General features: G+C 64.4%; 12 protein-coding genes. 5 read left to right on the forward strand and 7 right to left on the reverse strand.

Going from position 1 to position 16,813, the window contains the following annotated elements; all coding sequences use genetic code 11:
• The first annotated feature begins 259 nt into the window (after window positions 1-259).
• Window positions 260-943 (forward strand): rhomboid family intramembrane serine protease, encoded by a 684-nt coding sequence (locus VME63_RS00220; RefSeq protein WP_325429037.1) that lies wholly within the window; start codon window positions 260-262, stop codon window positions 941-943.
• Between the two features lie 9 nt (window positions 944-952).
• Complete coding sequence (locus tag VME63_RS00225; protein WP_325429039.1) at window positions 953-1,276, forward strand: DUF1820 family protein; 324 nt, start codon at window positions 953-955, stop codon at window positions 1,274-1,276.
• A 13-nt stretch (window positions 1,277-1,289) separates the two neighbouring features.
• Here VME63_RS00225 and VME63_RS00230 read toward each other — a convergent pair whose 3' ends face one another.
• Entirely contained in the window at window positions 1,290-2,012 is a 723-nt protein-coding gene (locus tag VME63_RS00230) for a glutamine amidotransferase (RefSeq protein ID WP_325429041.1), read from the reverse strand.
• A gap of 30 nt (window positions 2,013-2,042) precedes the next feature.
• Complete coding sequence (locus VME63_RS00235) at window positions 2,043-3,863, reverse strand: GspE/PulE family protein (protein ID WP_325429044.1); 1,821 nt, start codon at window positions 3,861-3,863, stop codon at window positions 2,043-2,045.
• Window positions 3,864-3,965: 102 nt separating this feature from the next.
• Between VME63_RS00235 and glyQ the strand changes: the two genes are divergently transcribed.
• Window positions 3,966-4,877 (forward strand): glycine--tRNA ligase subunit alpha, encoded by a 912-nt coding sequence (gene glyQ, locus VME63_RS00240; RefSeq protein ID WP_325429046.1) that lies wholly within the window; start codon window positions 3,966-3,968, stop codon window positions 4,875-4,877.
• Window positions 4,874-7,021 (forward strand): glycine--tRNA ligase subunit beta, encoded by a 2,148-nt coding sequence (glyS, locus tag VME63_RS00245; RefSeq protein ID WP_325429048.1) that lies wholly within the window; start codon window positions 4,874-4,876, stop codon window positions 7,019-7,021. Before glyQ ends, glyS begins: the two co-directional genes overlap by 4 nt.
• A 64-nt stretch (window positions 7,022-7,085) precedes the next feature.
• Here glyS and VME63_RS00250 read toward each other — a convergent pair whose 3' ends face one another.
• Window positions 7,086-7,670, reverse strand: coding sequence for a helix-turn-helix transcriptional regulator (locus VME63_RS00250; protein ID WP_325429050.1), 585 nt, complete (start codon window positions 7,668-7,670; stop codon window positions 7,086-7,088).
• Window positions 7,671-8,250: 580 nt separating this feature from the next.
• On the opposite strand from VME63_RS00250, the gene VME63_RS00255 reads away from it, so the two are divergent.
• On the forward strand, window positions 8,251-9,114 hold the full coding sequence (locus VME63_RS00255; protein ID WP_325429052.1) for a YbaY family lipoprotein: 864 nt from the start codon (window positions 8,251-8,253) through the stop codon (window positions 9,112-9,114).
• Window positions 9,115-9,204: 90 nt separating this feature from the next.
• On the opposite strand, the gene VME63_RS00260 is transcribed toward VME63_RS00255, so the two are convergent.
• The 4 genes from VME63_RS00260 to mnmG form a co-directional block, all read right to left on the reverse strand.
• Window positions 9,205-11,055: an autotransporter domain-containing protein gene (locus VME63_RS00260; RefSeq protein ID WP_325429054.1), complete on the reverse strand. Its 1,851-nt coding sequence runs from the start codon at window positions 11,053-11,055 to the stop codon at window positions 9,205-9,207.
• Window positions 11,056-11,228: 173 nt separating this feature from the next.
• On the reverse strand, window positions 11,229-13,559 hold the full coding sequence (locus tag VME63_RS00265; protein WP_325429056.1) for a Tex family protein: 2,331 nt from the start codon (window positions 13,557-13,559) through the stop codon (window positions 11,229-11,231).
• Window positions 13,560-13,696: 137 nt separating this feature from the next.
• Complete coding sequence (locus VME63_RS00270) at window positions 13,697-14,479, reverse strand: RDD family protein (RefSeq protein ID WP_325429058.1); 783 nt, start codon at window positions 14,477-14,479, stop codon at window positions 13,697-13,699.
• A 58-nt stretch (window positions 14,480-14,537) separates the two neighbouring features.
• A complete protein-coding gene (mnmG, locus tag VME63_RS00275; protein WP_325429060.1) occupies window positions 14,538-16,415 on the reverse strand; it encodes a tRNA uridine-5-carboxymethylaminomethyl(34) synthesis enzyme MnmG in 1,878 nt (625 codons plus the stop codon).
• Window positions 16,416-16,813: the final 398 nt, after the last annotated feature.

Genomic DNA, 16,813 nt, shown 5'->3' on the forward strand with positions numbered 1-16,813 from the left:
GAAGTGAAACGCAGCTGCGCCGATGGTAGTGTGCACTTGCATGCAAGAGTAGGTCACCGCCAGGGGCTTTATCCTTCAAACGCCTTCCCTCACCGGAAGGCGTTTGGCTTTAGGGGCCCGGCAAAAGGCCCCGCCCGCCGGGCCGCGCAGACACGCACCCAAGCACCGCCGCCGCCCAGCCGCACAACCGGCACCCCCTTATCGCCTATCATGCAGCTTCGGATCGGCTACAACTGAGCGAGTGCCGAGGAGAAGCGCCGTGTTCGTCAATGTTGAAACGCGACGTCAACCGCGCATCCACTGGGCGGCGATGCTGCTGATCAGTATTTGCGTGGTGACCTTCGTCGTGCTCGCATTGATGCCTGCGCCTCGACGTGTCACCTTCCTGCTGGAGTGGGGCACGGTTCCCGCCAACATCTTCGATACTCACCAGCCGGTCTGGCAGCAGTTGCGCGATCCAGCACTGCTGCGCCTGGTGACGGCGCTGTTCATCCATGTCGCATGGTTACACCTGCTAAGCAACCTGTTGTTCCTGATGATCTTTGGCGTGCCGGCTGAACGCGCGCTGGGGTCGGTGCGCTTCCTGGTGCTGTTTCTTCTGGGCGGGGTCGTGGCCAATTTCGCCGGCGCGGTTTCCCTGGCGGGGGTGGTCAGACCGATCATCGGATGCAGCGGCGCGGTGTCGGCCATTCTTGGCGCATATGTTTCACTGTTCCCGCGCGCGCGCCTGGGGCTTGTGCTGCCGCTCGGTTTTTATCTTGAATTCGTGCGCGTGCCGGCGTTTCTGCTGATCGGCATCTGGGCGTTGCTGCAACTGCTCTTCAGCTACGTCGGACCCAGCTACGGCGGTTATGCATGGTGGACGCACGTGGCCGGCTTCCTGTTTGGAGCCGTATTCGCACTTCTGTCGCGCGGCGCGATCATGCGCCGCATGCGGCGTTAAAATGCCGCCATGCGTACCAAGAAACTCTACAAAGTCACCTTTCTGCACCTGGGCAAATGCTACGAGCTGTATGCGCAGCATGTGGCATCGAGCGGGCTATGGGGCTTCACCGAAATCGGCGATCTGGTTTTCGAGCCGGCCGGGGATGGCTTGGTCGTCGATCCCACGGAAGAACGCCTGCGCGAGGAATTTAAGGATACGCGTGTGCTGCATTTACCGATGCAGGCGGTCGTACGCATCGAGGAAGTGGAGCGCAAAGGGGCGCTTGCCATACGCGACGCCGCGGACGGCCAGAAGGTAACGCCCTTCCCGATGCCGCCCCGCAGCCGCTGAGCGTGCTCAGGGCCTAGTCGTGACTAAGCCCGTGCCGCCGCGAAAACATCCTTAACAGCCGGCGCGCATTGGGCGTCGCGGCCACCTGCCGGAAGGCGTGGTGGGGGTCGAAGCCTTCGCGGCGCATGTCGTGATGCTTGCGCTTGATGTACGCGCGCATCACATCGGCGTTGAATTCCGGATGGAACTGCACGCTGATCGCGTTGCGCCCGTAGCGAAGCAGATGATGCGGGTCGCGCGCCGAGCGGGCCAGCACCTGGGCGCCTTTGGGCACTTCAAGCACGCTTTGCTCGTGCGTGGTATGCGCGCGAAACTGGGCAGGCAAATGCGCCGTGAGCGGATCGCGTTCGGCGCCGGGCAGCAATTCGATCGGCAGAGTGCCGATTTCGCGGCCGCCGGGCAGATAGTCGACGCGTCCGCCCAGTGCATGCGACATCAATTGATGGCCGTAGCAAACGCCCAGCAGCGGCAGATCGATATCCATGGCAGCGCGAATCCAGCCGGCCGTTTGCTCGCTCCACGGCGCACGTTCGGTCACCATCGCCGCGGAGCCGGTAATCATGGCGCCAGCCACTTCCTGCGGTGGCGGCAACCCTTCGCCGGCCGCCACGTTGACGACGCGCACGCGCGGCAGCGGCAACCGGGCGCTTAGCCGAAACCAATGCGGAAAATCGCCGTGGCGAGCACGGATGTTGTCGGGGGCGTGGCCGGTACGAATGATCAGGATCGGTTTCATGGAGCCAATGACGAATGAGGCAAATGCAGCTTAATGCTGGATATCTTCGGGATGTTCGACGGGAGGGATCACCGTCAGCACCTCCTGCACGGTGGTGAGGCCGCGCGCGACCTGGTCGGACGCGGAGATGCGCAGGGGCCGCATGCCGTCCGCCAGCGCCGCCTCGCCAAATTGGATCAGGTCGAGCTGGGCGCCGACCAGTCCGCGCAACCTTGGCGTCAGCTCCATCATTTCATAAATGCCGGTGCGTCCCATGAACCCGGTATGACGGCATTCCAGGCAGCCGACCGGCTTGAACACGCGCTCGGGAACCGCAATCGACCACCCGTGCGTGAGCGCGGTCCACTCGTGCGGATCCTGTTGCGTCGGGGCTTTGCAGTGCGGGCATAGCGTGCGCACCAGGCGTTGTGCCACGACGCCGCTCAGCGTGGACTGGATGAGGTAATGGGGAACGCCAAGGTCCAGCAAGCGCGTCACCGCGCTCGGCGCGTCGTTGGTATGCAGCGTGGACAGCACCAGGTGTCCGGTAAGCGATGCCTGCACGGCCATCTGCGCCGTTTCCAGGTCGCGTATTTCGCCGACCATGATGATGTCAGGGTCCTGGCGCAGCAGGGTTCGCACGCCGGTGGCGAAGTCCAGGTCGATCGCCGGCTGCACCTGCATCTGGTTCAGCTCGGGAGAAACCATTTCGATCGGGTCTTCCACCGTGCACACGTTGATGTCGGGCGTCGCCAAGTGCTTGAGTGTGGAATACAGCGTGGTGGTCTTGCCCGAACCGGTAGGGCCGGTCACCAGCACGATGCCATGCGGGCGCTCCACCAGGCGACGCCACAGCGCGGCTTCGGAAGCCGAAAAGCCCAGCTGGGAAAAATCCTTCGCCACGATGTCGGGGTCGAAGATACGCATCACCAGTTTTTCGCCGAATGCCGTGGGCATGCTGGAAATGCGCAGTTCCACTTCGCGCCCGGACGTGGCGCGGGTCTTGATGCGGCCGTCCTGGGGGCGGCGCTTTTCCGCCACGTCCATGCGCGAAAGAATCTTGATGCGCGAGGTCACCGCCGTCATCACCGGCGGTGGCAGCTCGAACACCTTGTGCATGACACCGTCGATGCGAAAGCGCATGCGTCCGGCTTCGCGGCGCGGCTCCAGGTGGATATCCGAAGCGCGCTGCTCGAACGCGTATTGCAGCAACCAGTCCACGATGTGCACGACGTGCCGGTCGTCCGCGCCCACCTCGCCGGCCTTGCCCAGTTCCAGCAGCTGCTCGAAGTTGAGCAATGCGGATGTGTCATAACCCTGGCCCTTGGCGTCCTTGGCCAGCTGGATGGAGCGCTGGACGCCGTAGAACTCCTGCAGGTAGCGATTGATGTCGATCGGGCTGGACACCACGCGGTGCACGTCCCGGCGCAGCATCTGCGCCAGATCCTTCGCCCAGGCGTTGTCGAACGGCTCGGCGGTGGCGAACGTCACTTCACCGGTCGCCGCCGCCACGGGCAGGATGCGATGGCGCAGCGCATACGCATGGCTGACCACCTGGGTGACCGCCGCGACATTGATCTTCATCGGGTCGATTTTCAGATACGGCAGGCTGGCGTGGCCGGCCAGCCATTCGGTCAGGCCCTCCAGGCTCAGCGGGCGTCCCGGGTCGCGCTGGTTGATGAACTTGGCGTTGGCGATCACCACCAGGGGATTGAGCTCCACCGCCGTGGTGCCGGCACGGCTGCCCATGCGCAATTGCTTGGCGTCATCGGAGGACAAATGGCCATCGACCACCAGGGCGGCCAGCACATCTTCCAGGGCCAGCCGGCCGCGGCGGCCGAGCAAGGAGGCGATTTGTGGAGTAGCTGCCATCGGCTTCAGATCCCTTCATTTAGGCATCCATCCACGCGAAAAATCGGCGGAAAGATGCGCTGCGGCTATACTAGCGCGCTTTACACACGGTTACGGAAAGCGATGTCCGCACCTACTTTCCAGGATGTGATCCAGACCCTCAACCGCTATTGGGCGGCGCAGGGCTGCGTACTGCTGCAGCCGCTCGATACCGAGGTCGGCGCCGGCACCTTCCACCCCGCTACTTTCCTGCGGGCGCTGGGTCCGGAACCTTGGGCCGCCGCCTACGTGCAGCCCTCGCGGCGCCCCACCGACGGGCGCTATGGCGAAAATCCCAATCGCCTGCAGCACTACTACCAGTATCAGGTAGTGATGAAGCCCAACCCTGAAAACATCCTGGAGCTGTACATCGGCTCGTTGAAGGAACTGGGCCTGGATCCGCAGGTGCACGACCTGCGCTTCGTGGAAGACAACTGGGAATCGCCCACGTTGGGCGCGTGGGGCCTGGGTTGGGAGGTGTGGCTCAATGGCATGGAAGTCACCCAGTTCACCTATTTCCAGCAGGCTGGCGGCCTGGAATGCCGGCCGGTCACCGGCGAGATCACCTACGGCCTGGAACGCCTGGCCATGTACCTGCAGAACGTGGACAACGTCTACGACCTGGTCTGGACGGAAAGCCCGCACGGCAAGGTCACCTACGGCGACGTATTCCATCAGAACGAAGTGGAGCAGAGCACCTACAACTTCGAACATGCCAACGTCGCCGAGCTGCTGCGCTGGTTCGACGTATGCGAAAGCGAGGCGGGCAAGCTGATCGCCGCGGGGCTCCCGCTGCCGGCGTATGAGCAGGTGATGAAAGCCAGCCACACCTTCAACCTGCTCGATGCGCGCCGCGCGATCAGCGTGACCGAGCGCCAGCGCTACATCCTGCGCGTGCGTACCTTGTCGCGCAGCGTTGCCGAGGCCTACGTGGCGCAGCGCGAGAAACTCGGCTTCCCGGGCCTCCGGCACACCCACAAGGAGCAGGCCGCATGAGCGCCGCCAAGTCATTGCTCATCGAGCTAGGCACCGAAGAGCTGCCGCCCAAGGCGCTGGATGAACTGGGCGCGTCGTTCCTGCGCGGCATTTGCGAGGGTTTAAGCAAGCGCGGTGTCGGCGCGTTGCTGGAGCAGGCGACGCTCTACGCCACGCCACGGCGTTTGGCCGTCCATATCCCCGATGTCGCGGTGGCGCAGCCGGAGCAATCGCTGGAACGCCGCGGTCCGGCGGTAAGCGCGGCGATGGATGCCGATGGCAACCCCGGCAAGGCGCTGGTGGGTTTTGCGCAATCGTGCGGCGTCGGCGTGGAGCAGTTGGAAAAGCTCGAAACGGACAAGGGCGCGTGGTTCGTGTTCCGCACGGTCAAGCCGGGCCAGCGGGTGTCCGCGTTGCTGCCGGAGATCGTCGACGAAGCGCTCAAGGGCCTGCCCATTCCCAAGCCGATGCGCTGGTCCGATCACGACTACACGTTCGTGCGCCCGGTGCACTGGCTGGTGATGCTGCATGGTGCGGACATCATCGATGGCCAGGTGCTGGGTCTGAAGAGCGGGCGCAAATCGCGCGGCCATCGCTTCATGCATCCACAACCGGTGCACGTGGCCGATGCGGACAGCTGGCTGGACGCCATGCGCATGGCCAAGGTCATGGCCGATCCGCAAGAGCGCCGCCAGCGCATTCGCGACGAAGTCGCACGCGTGGCCAAGCAGACCGGCGGCACGCCGCGGCTCGACGAGGCGCTCTTGGACGAAATCGCCAACCTCACCGAATGGCCGGTGGCCATTGCCTGCGCGTTCGATCGCCAATTCCTCGACGTACCGCCCGAGGCGCTGGTGACCACGATGGAAGCGAACCAGAAGTTCATTCCCGTGTTCGACGAGAAAGGCGCATTGACCGAACACTTCATCGGCATTGCCAACATCGACAGCAAGCAGCCCGGCGAAATCCGCAAAGGCTACGAACGCGTGATCCGCCCGCGCTTTGCCGATGCGAAATTCTTCTGGGACGAAGATTTGAAGACGCCGCTGGCAAGCTATCAGGAGGCGCTGAAGAACGTCACCTACCAACAGGCGCTCGGCAGCCTGTGGGACAAGAGCATACGCGTGGCCGAAATCGCCCGCGTGGTGGCCAACCGCGTCGGTGTCGATGCCGGGCAGGCCACGCGCGCGGCAAGCCTGGCCAAGTGCGATCTGCTCACGCGCATGGTCGGCGAGTTTCCGGAATTGCAGGGCGTGATGGGGCGCTACTACGCGCAACACGAATACGAGCCGGCCGAAGTCGCCAATGCGCTCGACAGCGTGTACCAGCCGCGCTTCGCCGGCGACTCGATCGCGGCAGGCAAGGTCGGGCAAGTGCTGGCGGTGGCCGAGCGCGTCGATACGCTCGCCGGCATCTTCGCCGTTGGCTTGAAGCCAAGTGGAAACAAGGATCCCTTCGCATTGCGCCGCGCCGCGCTGGGTCTGGCGCGCACGCTCATCGAAGGCGGTCTGGATCTCGATCACAAGGCGCTTTTCGCCGAAGCACTGGAATTGCTGCCGGATACGGCGTTCGCCGCCGGGCTCAAGCCGGGCAAGGACGGCAAGATGCCGGCGCTCGACGTGGGACAGCGTCGCGCCGCGCTGGTGAACGAGCTTGCCGATTTCGTGCTCGAACGTCTGCGCGGGTACTACGCCGAGCAGGGATTTACCACCGAGCAGTTCGAAGCCGTAGCGACGGTGACTCCGGTCAGCCTGGTCGACTTCGATCGCCGCTTGCGCGCCGTGGTCGAATTCGGCCGCTATCCGGAAGCGGCCAGTCTCGCGGGCGCCAACAAGCGCGTGGCGAACATCCTGCGCAAGCAGCAGGAGGAGCATGGTGCACAGAGCGTCGGCACACAGGTCGATCCCGCCCACTTCGAAGCGGATGCGGAACGTGCGCTGGCCCAGGCATTGGAAGCGGCACAGGCAGACAACGTCGTGGCGTTGCAGCGTCGCGACTACACCGCGGTGCTGGCACGGCTGGCGCAGCTGCAGGCGCCGGTCGACGCATTCTTCGACAACGTGCTGGTGAACGCCGAGAATCCGGCCGTGCGCGCCAACCGACTGGCGCTGCTGGGGCGGCTCAAGGCGCAGTTCACGGCGATCGCGGATATCGCACGCCTCTAGCGTTGGCGCAGCCCATAAAAAAGCAGCCGTAAAGCTGCTTTTTTATGGGCTTGAAGGTGGCCAGTCAGCTCATCAGGCGCGTGGTGGCGCGATGGCTCTTCAGGCGCTCGGCGAGGCGATGATTGAACGCGACCATCGCCGCGGCATCCACGTCGTTGCCGCCGGGACCGAGAATCTCGTAAAGCTCGGCCAGCATGTCGGAATTTTCAGCCAGGGTCAGCGGACTGCCTGCCAGGTCCAGTTCCGACTGCAGGATGCGCAGCGCTGTGTTGAGGCGCTGTGCATCCATCGCCACGCCGCTGGCATCGAGCGCATCGGTCACAGCGCGCAGCTTGGCGCGATGGCGGTGGGCGATGGTTTCGGCGCTGTTGCCGCCGCCATCGTCGGGCACCAAGGAGCCCGGATCGATCTGCATCGATCCCTCGCCGGCCACCAGCCATACGAGCGAGATGCCCAAGGTTCGCGCCAGGGTCACGCAGCGCGCTCGCGAAGGATCGGTGTTGCCGTCGCGCCAACTGCGCACGACTCCTTCGGAAAATCCGCACATACGCGCGATTTCGGTGACGCTGCCTACGCGCTGGATCAATAACTTGATGCGGTCGGCGAAGGTGGAAGACGTATCGGGGATCGTAGTGGCTTGCAGATTCATCGCAATTTTCCGCGCTTTTCTGGCAGGTGGGCGGCAGGATTTTACTAAGTGCCTTATTTTTCTGATGTTTTGCGGATTTTCAGGGCGTGGGGCACCGCGAGATTTTGGTCTGAATTCGCATTATTTTGCGAAATCCGGCACGTCATGTCATCCTTGGACGCATAAACGCGTCAGTTCTTTCTGCGTTGACATTTGGGTGCGACACAGGGCAAGAAACTGCGGGCTCTCCGCCCCGAGCTTTTGCGGCCGGCCTGACGGCGGGCGCCGGGCGCTGCGCATGGGCATGCCATGGCGTCGATGCCTGCGTCGGCGATAACTACCGGATCGCCAGGCCGAACCCGGCAAAAATCGACGGCGCGTTTGAGCCCTTCGTGCAGCAGTCCCTGGCATTGGATGACATAACTGCCAGACAGATCCTACAAATCAGATGGTTACATACGCCTGCGAATGGGAACTTTTAGCCGGTTGACTTTTCCATGCCGTGACTTTCGGCTATTCTCTGAGGCTCCCCCGCGATCGTGGCGGCGCCGTAGCGTCACGCGGATCGCGTTCGAATCGATCCAAACCTGAGGTTTCTTCCATGCGCAGCGTTGTATGGTCGCTGATGACAGTGGCAGCAGTTGCACTGGCCGGCTGCAATAATGCCTCCAATTCGTCGTCGACGAATTCGAGTGACGGCGCGGCCGCACCGGCGCCCGCCGCACAGGCAACCAGTGTCACCGGTACGGTCTCCATTCGTGGCGACATCAAGCCGTCCGCCCAGGACACGCTGGATATCAAGCTGGTCGATGTGACCGCGCAAGGTTCTGCGCCGCTGGCGACCAAGGACATCGCGTCGGCAACCACCTTCCCGCAGCAGTTCCAGCTGGACTTCAATCCGGCCAATGTCGTTCCCAACGACATGTACGTGGTGGAAGCCACGCTCACCGATGGCGATCGTCACTATGTGATGCCGCTGCAGGCCCCGGTGCTGACGCAGGGCCACCCGACCAGCAACATCGCGATCGAGCTGATGCCCGAACAGACGCCCGGCGAAAAAATGCTTGCCGCGTTCCAGAACGTGCAGAAGCAGATCGGCGGCATGAAGCGTTCGAGCGGCACCAAGCTCGAGCCCAATGTCTCGCGCGCCTGGCAGGTGTTCCGCGATGGCCTGGAAGTGAAGTTCATCCGCGAGCTGGTCGATTACGGTGACAAAGGCTTCACCAGCACCGACTACGCCTACAAGGACGGCAAGCCGTGGGTGGTGCAGCAGAAGAAGATGGCCAGCCAAAACGCCAAGCCTAGCTCGATCGATACCGCCGGTTGGGCCGATGACGGCACGCTGGTGCTGAAGACGCACGATGCTGGCGGCACCTCCAGCACCCTGAGCGACAGCGATGCGGGCAGCTTGCAGCAGCAGGCCAAGGACATCCTGAGCCTGGCCACGGGCGGCAAGGGCAAGTAAGCGGATCGAACAGCCCTTCGATCACCTCGATGCACATGAAAAAAGCCGTCCGCATGCGGACGGCTTTTTTGTGGGCCGCGTGAAGCCGGCTCAGAAGCCGAACTTCACCCCCAGGTTGATGCTGTTGTAGCGCTGGCTGTCATCGGAGAAGTGACCGTCATAGCTGACCCAGCCCACGATGTTGGACGTGATCTGCGCCTGGACGCCGACATTGGCCGAGCCCCAGTTCTTGTCGGGCGTGAAGCCGGCCATTTCGAAACTTCCGTTCAAGCCGTTCACGCCCGCGGTCACCATGTCGGTGCTGGCGCGGCTGTCGTGATTCCAGCCCAGGTCGACGAAAGGCGTCAGATCCATGCCGCGGGTCTGCCAATGGCCCTGCAGGCCCCAGCCCAGCGTGCTGATCAGTGCATTGCGTTCCTGGCGGGCGAACCACATCGAGGTGGCGTCGTCGCCGCCTTCGCTGTAGCCGTCGATCTTGATGTTTTGATATTCGACATTGACCAGCGGGCCGGTCTTCAAGCTGCCCACGTCGAACCAGTAGCCGCCATGGAAACCCAGGCCCAGGTAGGAGCCATCGGTCTTGCCGCTTTCATGCGTGCTGTCGTCGCCGACCATGAAAACGCGGTTGATGTTGGTGTAGCTGGCCTGACCGAAATCACCGTACGCACCCACATAGGCGCCGCCGGCATGCCAGGTCAGGTAGCCCAGGCCCGTGAGCGCCTGCAGATCGTAGCCACCACCGCCGCTGACGTCGGCATAGTGCTCGCCCACACCCAGCGCCACGCCGGCCGAAATGCTGTCGGTGGCGTGCACGTCGGCGCCCACCGTGAGATCGACATTGTTGCTGGTGGTCTTGGGTGCGCCGGCGCTCTGGTCGAATTGCTGGTTGGAGTAGTTAATGCTGGCGAAGGCGCGCGTGGTGCTGCCGAAGTTATCGGCCGTCATCTGGTTGCGGATGGCCGAGGTCTGCGTGGTGACCGCCGCCAGCGGCGCTTCCTGCAGCAGCGAAATCTGCTGCGGCGCGGCCAGTTCCGACAGCACCACCTGTGCCAGCATCTTGTCCGCGCCGGTGGTGGGATGCACGCCATCGGCGAACAAGTAGCTGTTGTTGGTGCCCGGCGCATAGGTGTAGGGCAGGCCCGAGCCCTGCGGACCGCAAAGCACGGAGTCCGAACCCACGCCGCACGCGGGCGTGGTGACGTTGCTGAAGCCGTACAGGCCCGGGTTGGCGATGACCTGGTTCAGCAGCGCGAACGCATTGACCGGAATGATGCCCAGGCCCAGCTTGCCGATGCCGGCATTGAGCTGGTTGTTGTAGATCACGCTGAGCGTGGTGAGATTGGAGGCTGCCGCCGCGCCCGCTTCAGTGGCATCGGGCGTAAGGCCGATATTGGGCAGGTTGAACACTACGATGTTCTTCGCGCCCGCCGCCTGCAGTGCGCCCAGCAGCTTCACTTCCTGCTGCGCGGCCGCCACGATCTGCGCTTGCGCGGTGGCCGGCGTGGTGGTGGCGTAGAAGATGTCGTTGGCGCCGCCCCACATGGTGTACAGCGCGCGGCTGTCCAGGGTGGGGTGGCTGGCCAGGTATGTGTCGATCTGCGTGGTGATGGTCGGCACGCCGGTGGGCGTACCCGGCGAATTGTTATTGATGCCCGCGCCGCCCCACGCATAGTCGTTGCCGCCGGCCAGCGAGGCCGTCAACGAGTAGCCGAGCCCTGCGGCGACGTTCTGCACGGTGACATTGCCGGGATTGGTGGTGAACTTCTGCGGCGGCTGAAAGCCGGGAACCTCCGACAGCGAAAGATTGCCCGCATCGCTCAGGCTGTCGCCGAAAGTGATGACGTTATCGAAGGTTGACTTCGGATTCCCCGTAGCGTGCGAAACGCCGATAAGTCCGAGTGCCAGCGCAATGGCGCCAGCGATCCTGCGTGGGTGAGCCATGGGTTAGTGCTCCTGCGTTTGTTATAGGGATGTTACGTTAATGCAATCCATACGTAAGCGCATGCTGCGTTGCACGCAAACCGCGTAAAGCAGCAGGCCCGCGTGCGCGGCCGCGCACGTGGGCCTTGTATGATGTTTCGAATCAGGCACTTGGCATGCCCGATTGGCGATGGTCAACGCTTCAGCGCACGCGAGAACGCGTCGGCGAACGCGCTATTGGTGGGCGGCGCGGAGGGTTTTGCGACAGAGGAACCACCAGGGCGCGGTCCGCGGTTGTCGCGCGAACCGCCGCGCGGCTCGCTGCCGCCCGCCGGCCGGCCGCCGCGAGCCTGGCCAGGCTCGTCGTCCAGCCGCATGGAGAGGCCGATGCGCTGGCGCGGAATGTCCACCTCCATCACTTTCACCTTCACGATGTCGCCGGCTTTGACGGCATCGCGCGGATCCTTGACGAAGGTATGCGACAGCGCCGAAACGTGCACCAGTCCATCCTGATGCACGCCGATGTCCACGAACGCACCGAACGCGGCCACGTTGGTGACGCGGCCTTCCAGAATCATGCCCGGCTTGAGATCTTTGAGGTCTTCCACGCCTTCGGCAAAGCTCGGCGCGACGAATTCGGGACGCGGATCGCGGCCGGGTTTCTCCAGCTCCTTGAGGATGTCGCGCACGGTCGGCACGCCGAAGCGTTCGTCGGTGAACTGCTCGGGTTTCAAGCCGCGCAGGAAGCCGGTATCGCCGATGATGCTTTTCACCTCGCGCCCGCACTGCGCGATGATGCGCTCGATCACGGGATACGCTTCCGGATGCACCGCGCTGGCATCGAGCGGATTGTCGCCGCTGGGAACGCGCAAAAAGCCCGCGCATTGTTCGAACGCCTTGTCACCCAGGCGCGGCACCTTCAACAGCGCCCTGCGATTGGCGAATGGCCCGTTGGCGTCGCGATGCTTCACCACGTTGTCGGCCACGCTCGGGCTGAGGCCGGCCACGCGCGAAAGCAGCGCCGCCGAAGCGGTGTTCACGTCCACGCCGACCGCGTTCACGCAGTCCTCGACTTTGGCATCGAGTGCGCGCGCCAGCTTCACCTGGTTCACGTCGTGCTGGTACTGGCCCACGCCGATGGCCTTGGGCTCGATCTTCACCAGCTCGGCCAGCGGATCCTGCAAGCGCCGCGCGATCGATACCGCGCCGCGCAGGCTCACGTCGAGATCGGGAAATTCCTTCGCCGCGGTTTCCGAGGCGGAATACACCGAAGCGCCCGCTTCGCTCACCACGATCTTGGAAAGCTTCAGGTCGGCGTGCTTCTTGATAAGTTCGCCGGCCAGCTTGTCGGTTTCGCGCGAGGCGGTGCCGTTGCCGATGGCGATGAGGTTGACGCCGTGCTGCTTGCTCAGCAGCGCCAGCCGCGCCAGCGACTGGTCCCATTGATTGCGCGGCTCGTGCGGATAAACGGTATCGGTCGCCAGTAGCTTGCCGGTGGCATCGACCACCGCCACTTTCACGCCGGTACGGATGCCCGGGTCCAGGCCCATCACCGTTTTCGCGCCGGCCGGTGCGGCCAGCATCAGATCCTTGAGGTTGTCGCCGAAGACGCGGATGGCTTCGTCCTCGGCGCTCTCGCGCACGCGGCCGAACAAGTCGAGCGTCAGATGCAGATGCAGTTTCACGCGCCAGGTCAGGCGCACGGTCTCGCGCAGCCACGCATCGGCGGCGCGGCCTCGATCGACGATGCCGGTGTGCGCGGCCACGCGGCCTTCGCCTTCCTGGTGTCCTTGCTCGGCGTCGGCCGTCGGCGCAAGCTCAAGCTCGATCACGCCTTCGTTGCGTGCGCGCATCAGCGCAAGCAGGCGGTGCGAGGGAATTTTGCCGATGGCTTCCATGTGGTCGAAGTAGTCGCGGAATTTCGCGCCCTCGTTTTCCTTGCCTTGGACCACCTTGGCGCGGATCTGGCCCTTGTCCCACAGCCAGTCGCGCAGGTCGCCCAGCAGCTGCGCATCTTCGGCGATGCTTTCCATCAGGATCGCGCGCGCGCCATCGAGCGCGGCACGCACGTCGGCCACGCCCTTCCCGGCATCGACGAAGGCTTCGGCGAAGGCTTCGGGCGACTGCGTGGGGTCCTCGCGCAGGCCGGTGGCCAACGGCTCCAGGCCCGCTTCGCGCGCGATCTGCGCCTTGGTGCGGCGCTTGGGCTTGTAGGGCAGGTACAGATCTTCCAGGCGCGCCTTGGTGTCGGCGGCGAGAATGTCGCCCTTCAATGCATCGGTGAGCTTGCCTTGTTCTTGCACGCTGGCCAGGATCGCTTCGCGGCGTTCTTCCAGTTCACGCAAATAGCGCAGGCGTTCTTCGAGCAGGCGAAGCTGGGTGTCGTCCAGGCCGCCGGTGGCTTCCTTGCGGTAGCGTGCGATGAACGGCACGGTGGCGCCGCCGTCAAGCAGGTCCACGGCGGCGTGAACTTGTTCCGCCTTGGCGGCGATGTCCTGGGCAATGCGTTGTTCGATGCTGAGCATGATGGAGCGACGATTCCTTGTGCCGGCGTCGCGGCGCCGGCATGCGGTGAAGAAAGCGCCGATGATAGCAAGGCGCGGTGAATGGGCAGAAAAACGGCGCCGGATCGCTCCGTCGCCGCTGGCCTCTGCGCGGCAAATCAGGCGGTGAACGAAGTGCGGTCGTCCTGCGCCGGCGGCGGTGCGTTGCGATGGGCGTCGGTGGCGCGGCCGTTGACCACCAGCGTGTTGGCCAGCATGTCATGCAGCCCCTGCTTGCGCTGGGTGAAGGCCACCAGCAGAAAGCCGACGCACAGCATGAAGCTGCTGATCAGTTTGCCGCCGTAGCGTCCCAGTGCACGTGCGAAGCTGATGCGTCCGCCGTTCAGATCGGTCACGCGCATGCCCAGCGCCAGCTTGCCGATCGTGGCCTGCCACGAAGAGCTTTCGCACACCGCGAAATACAGCCAGCCGACCACCATCGTGGTCAGGAAATACGGCCACTGTTCGACGTAGAAATGCTGGTACGCCGTCATCGCCGCCTGGAAATCAGTGCCGGCTGACAGCACTTGCTGGTTCAGCGCGACATAGGCCTTGCGCATGCCGAAAGGAATTTCCAGCAGCGAGAAAGGGAAATACAGCACGAAGGCATCGATAAGGTAAGCCAGTACGCGCTTCCAGAAACCGGCGTAGCTCACCGTGGCCGATGGCTGGGGCGCGGCATGCGCGGAGTAAGCCGATACGGGCGCGGCCGCCGGAGGATAGGGCGGTGGCGCCTTGGAAAATTCGTCGGCGAACAGCACCGAAAGCGGCTGCCAGTCGGCCAGGCCGTCGTACCAGCCCAGGTCGTCGCGACCCAGCTGCCCGCTGCGCAGCCATTCGCGCACTTGTTGTTCCTGATAAGGACCGTGGCGTTCGCCGTGTCGGCCGATCCAGACTTCCATCGCGCATCCCTCTTTCAACAGACGCGCATGATGCCATGCGCCCGCGACGGATTGGACTTTAAGCCGCGGCGCGCCGTTTCAGATGCACCAGCAGCAGGGAAATGGCCGCCGGCGTCACGCCGCTGATGCGCGCCGCCTGGCCGATCGTGGCGGGCAGGCTGCGCTTGAGCTTCAGCAGCACCTCGGCGGACAGGCCGCGCACCTTGTCGTAGTCGAAGCCGGACGGGATGGCGGTGTTTTCGTGCCGGCGCTGGCGTTCGATTTCCTCACGCTGACGTTCGAGGTAGCCGGCGTACTTGGTCTGCACCTCGACCTGGGCGGCCACGTCCTCGCGCTCGACCGCGGGGCCCAGTTCGGCCACCGAGGTGAGCCGGGCGTAGTCCAGCTCAGGGCGGCGCAGCAGATCCAGGGCATTGGTTTCGCGGCTCACCGCAATGCCCAGCTGGCGCTCGATGGCCGCGCCCAGCGCGTTGTTCGGCGCGGCCCAGAGCGCCGCCAGTCGCTGGATCTCCCGTTCCACCGCTTCACGCTTGGCGCGCAATGCGTCAAACCGGGTCTGCGGCACGACGCCCAGCGCATGGCCGGTTTCGGTCAGGCGCAGGTCGGCGTTGTCTTCGCGCAGGTGCAGCCGGTATTCGGCGCGCGAGGTGAACATGCGGTAGGGCTCGATGGTGCCGTTGCTGGTGAGGTCGTCGATCAGCACGCCGATATAGGCCTCGTCGCGGCGCGGGTACCACGGCGCCTTGCCCTGCACGGCCAGCGCCGCGTTCAGGCCGGCGATCAGCCCCTGCGCGGCGGCTTCCTCGTAGCCGGTGGTGCCGTTGATCTGGCCGGCGAAGTACAGGCCGGGGATGGTCTTGGTCTCCAGCCACGGGTGCAGGCCGCGCGGGTCGAAATAGTCATATTCGATCGCGTAGCCGGGGCGGGTGATGTGCGCCTGCTCGAAACCCTTGATCGACTGCACCAGCGCCATCTGCACGTCGAACGGCAGCGAGGTGGAGATGCCGTTGGGATAGATCTCGAAACTGTCCAGGCCTTCGGGCTCGATGAAGATCTGGTGCGAGGCCTTGTCGGCGAAGCGCACCACCTTGTCCTCGATCGACGGACAGTAGCGGGGGCCCACGCCTTCGATCTGGCCGGTGTAGAGCGGCGAGCGGTCGAGCGCGCCGCGAATGACCTCATGGGTGCGCTCGGTGGTATGGGTGATCCAGCAGCTGACCTGGCGCGGGTGCTCGGCCCGCGAGCCCAGGTAGGAGAACACCGGCGCCGGGTCGTCGCCGGGCTGCTCGTCCAGGCCGCTGAAGTCGATGCTGCGCAGGTCGATGCGCGGCGGCGTGCCGGTCTTGAGGCGGTCGGCGGCCACCGGCAACTCGCGCAGGCGCTGGGCGAGCGTGCTGGCGGGTGGATCGCCGGCGCGTCCGCCCGCGTACTGCGCGGGGCCAATATGGATTTTTCCGGCCAGGAAGGTGCCCGCCGTGAGCACAATTGACCTGGCACGGAAGGAAAGGCCCATTTGCGTCACCACCCCGACCACGCGGCCCTGCTCGATCAGCAGGTCGTCCACCGCCTGCTGGAACAGGTCCAGATGCGGTTGGGTTTCCACCATCCGGCGGATCGCCGCCTTGTAGAGCACCCGGTCGGCCTGGCAGCGCGTGGCCCGTACCGCCGGGCCCTTGGAGGCGTTGAGCGTGCGCCATTGGATGCCGGCACGGTCGGCCGCCTGGGCCATGGCGCCGCCCAAGGCGTCGATTTCCTTCACCAAGTGGCCTTTGCCGATGCCGCCGATGGCCGGATTGCAGCTCATCTGGCCGATCGTCTCGATGTTGTGGCTCAGCAGCAGCGTGCGCGCGCCGCAGCGCGCCGCGGCCAGCGCGGCCTCGGTGCCGGCGTGGCCGCCGCCGATCACGATCACGTCATAGGTGCGTGGATGGAGCATCGAAGTGCGGAAAATTAAGGTTGGGACAAGGACTTATGATAACCCAGCAGGCCTTGTAGGGGGTCGCCTACCTAAACATGGCATGTTTTCTGCTTGCTAATCACCGCACTTTCACGGGCAGATGCCGCGCAATTCGCGCGCTGAGATAGGGCGACAGGGGCCCCTTCGCGTACCGGGACAGGAAGCAAAGACGGCGCCCGAAAGGGCGCCGTCGTTATTTTTGATCTCTTGCAAGAGAGATCTGGCGCCCGGCGGTCTCAGGAACAGGGGGAATCCAGGATGACCGTGTTGCCGGGCGCCAGAAACTGAAAAACCGTCACGCATCACGGGCTGCATGGCAACCATGGCATCCCCTTGGCGTAGGGCGATCATCGCCCCGTACGTGTGAACATTGGGTG

The organism is Dyella sp. (assembly GCF_035503745.1).
GTDB lineage: Bacteria > Pseudomonadota > Gammaproteobacteria > Xanthomonadales > Rhodanobacteraceae > Dyella_B.

Bases quoted from the DNA above. Each gene is read 5' to 3' on its own strand.
- VME63_RS00225 (WP_325429039.1), top strand. From the start codon at position 953: ATGCGTACCAAGAAACTCTACAAAGTCACCTTTCTGCACCTGGGCAAA.
- VME63_RS00230 (WP_325429041.1), bottom strand. From the start codon at position 2,012: ATGAAACCGATCCTGATCATTCGTACCGGCCACGCCCCCGACAACATC.
- VME63_RS00235 (WP_325429044.1), bottom strand. From the start codon at position 3,863: ATGGCAGCTACTCCACAAATCGCCTCCTTGCTCGGCCGCCGCGGCCGG.
- glyQ (WP_325429046.1), top strand. From the start codon at position 3,966: ATGTCCGCACCTACTTTCCAGGATGTGATCCAGACCCTCAACCGCTAT.
- glyS (WP_325429048.1), top strand. From the start codon at position 4,874: ATGAGCGCCGCCAAGTCATTGCTCATCGAGCTAGGCACCGAAGAGCTG.
- VME63_RS00250 (WP_325429050.1), bottom strand. From the start codon at position 7,670: ATGAATCTGCAAGCCACTACGATCCCCGATACGTCTTCCACCTTCGCC.
- VME63_RS00255 (WP_325429052.1), top strand. From the start codon at position 8,251: ATGCGCAGCGTTGTATGGTCGCTGATGACAGTGGCAGCAGTTGCACTG.
- VME63_RS00260 (WP_325429054.1), bottom strand. From the start codon at position 11,055: ATGGCTCACCCACGCAGGATCGCTGGCGCCATTGCGCTGGCACTCGGA.
- VME63_RS00265 (WP_325429056.1), bottom strand. From the start codon at position 13,559: ATGCTCAGCATCGAACAACGCATTGCCCAGGACATCGCCGCCAAGGCG.
- VME63_RS00270 (WP_325429058.1), bottom strand. From the start codon at position 14,479: ATGGAAGTCTGGATCGGCCGACACGGCGAACGCCACGGTCCTTATCAG.
- mnmG (WP_325429060.1), bottom strand. From the start codon at position 16,415: ATGCTCCATCCACGCACCTATGACGTGATCGTGATCGGCGGCGGCCAC.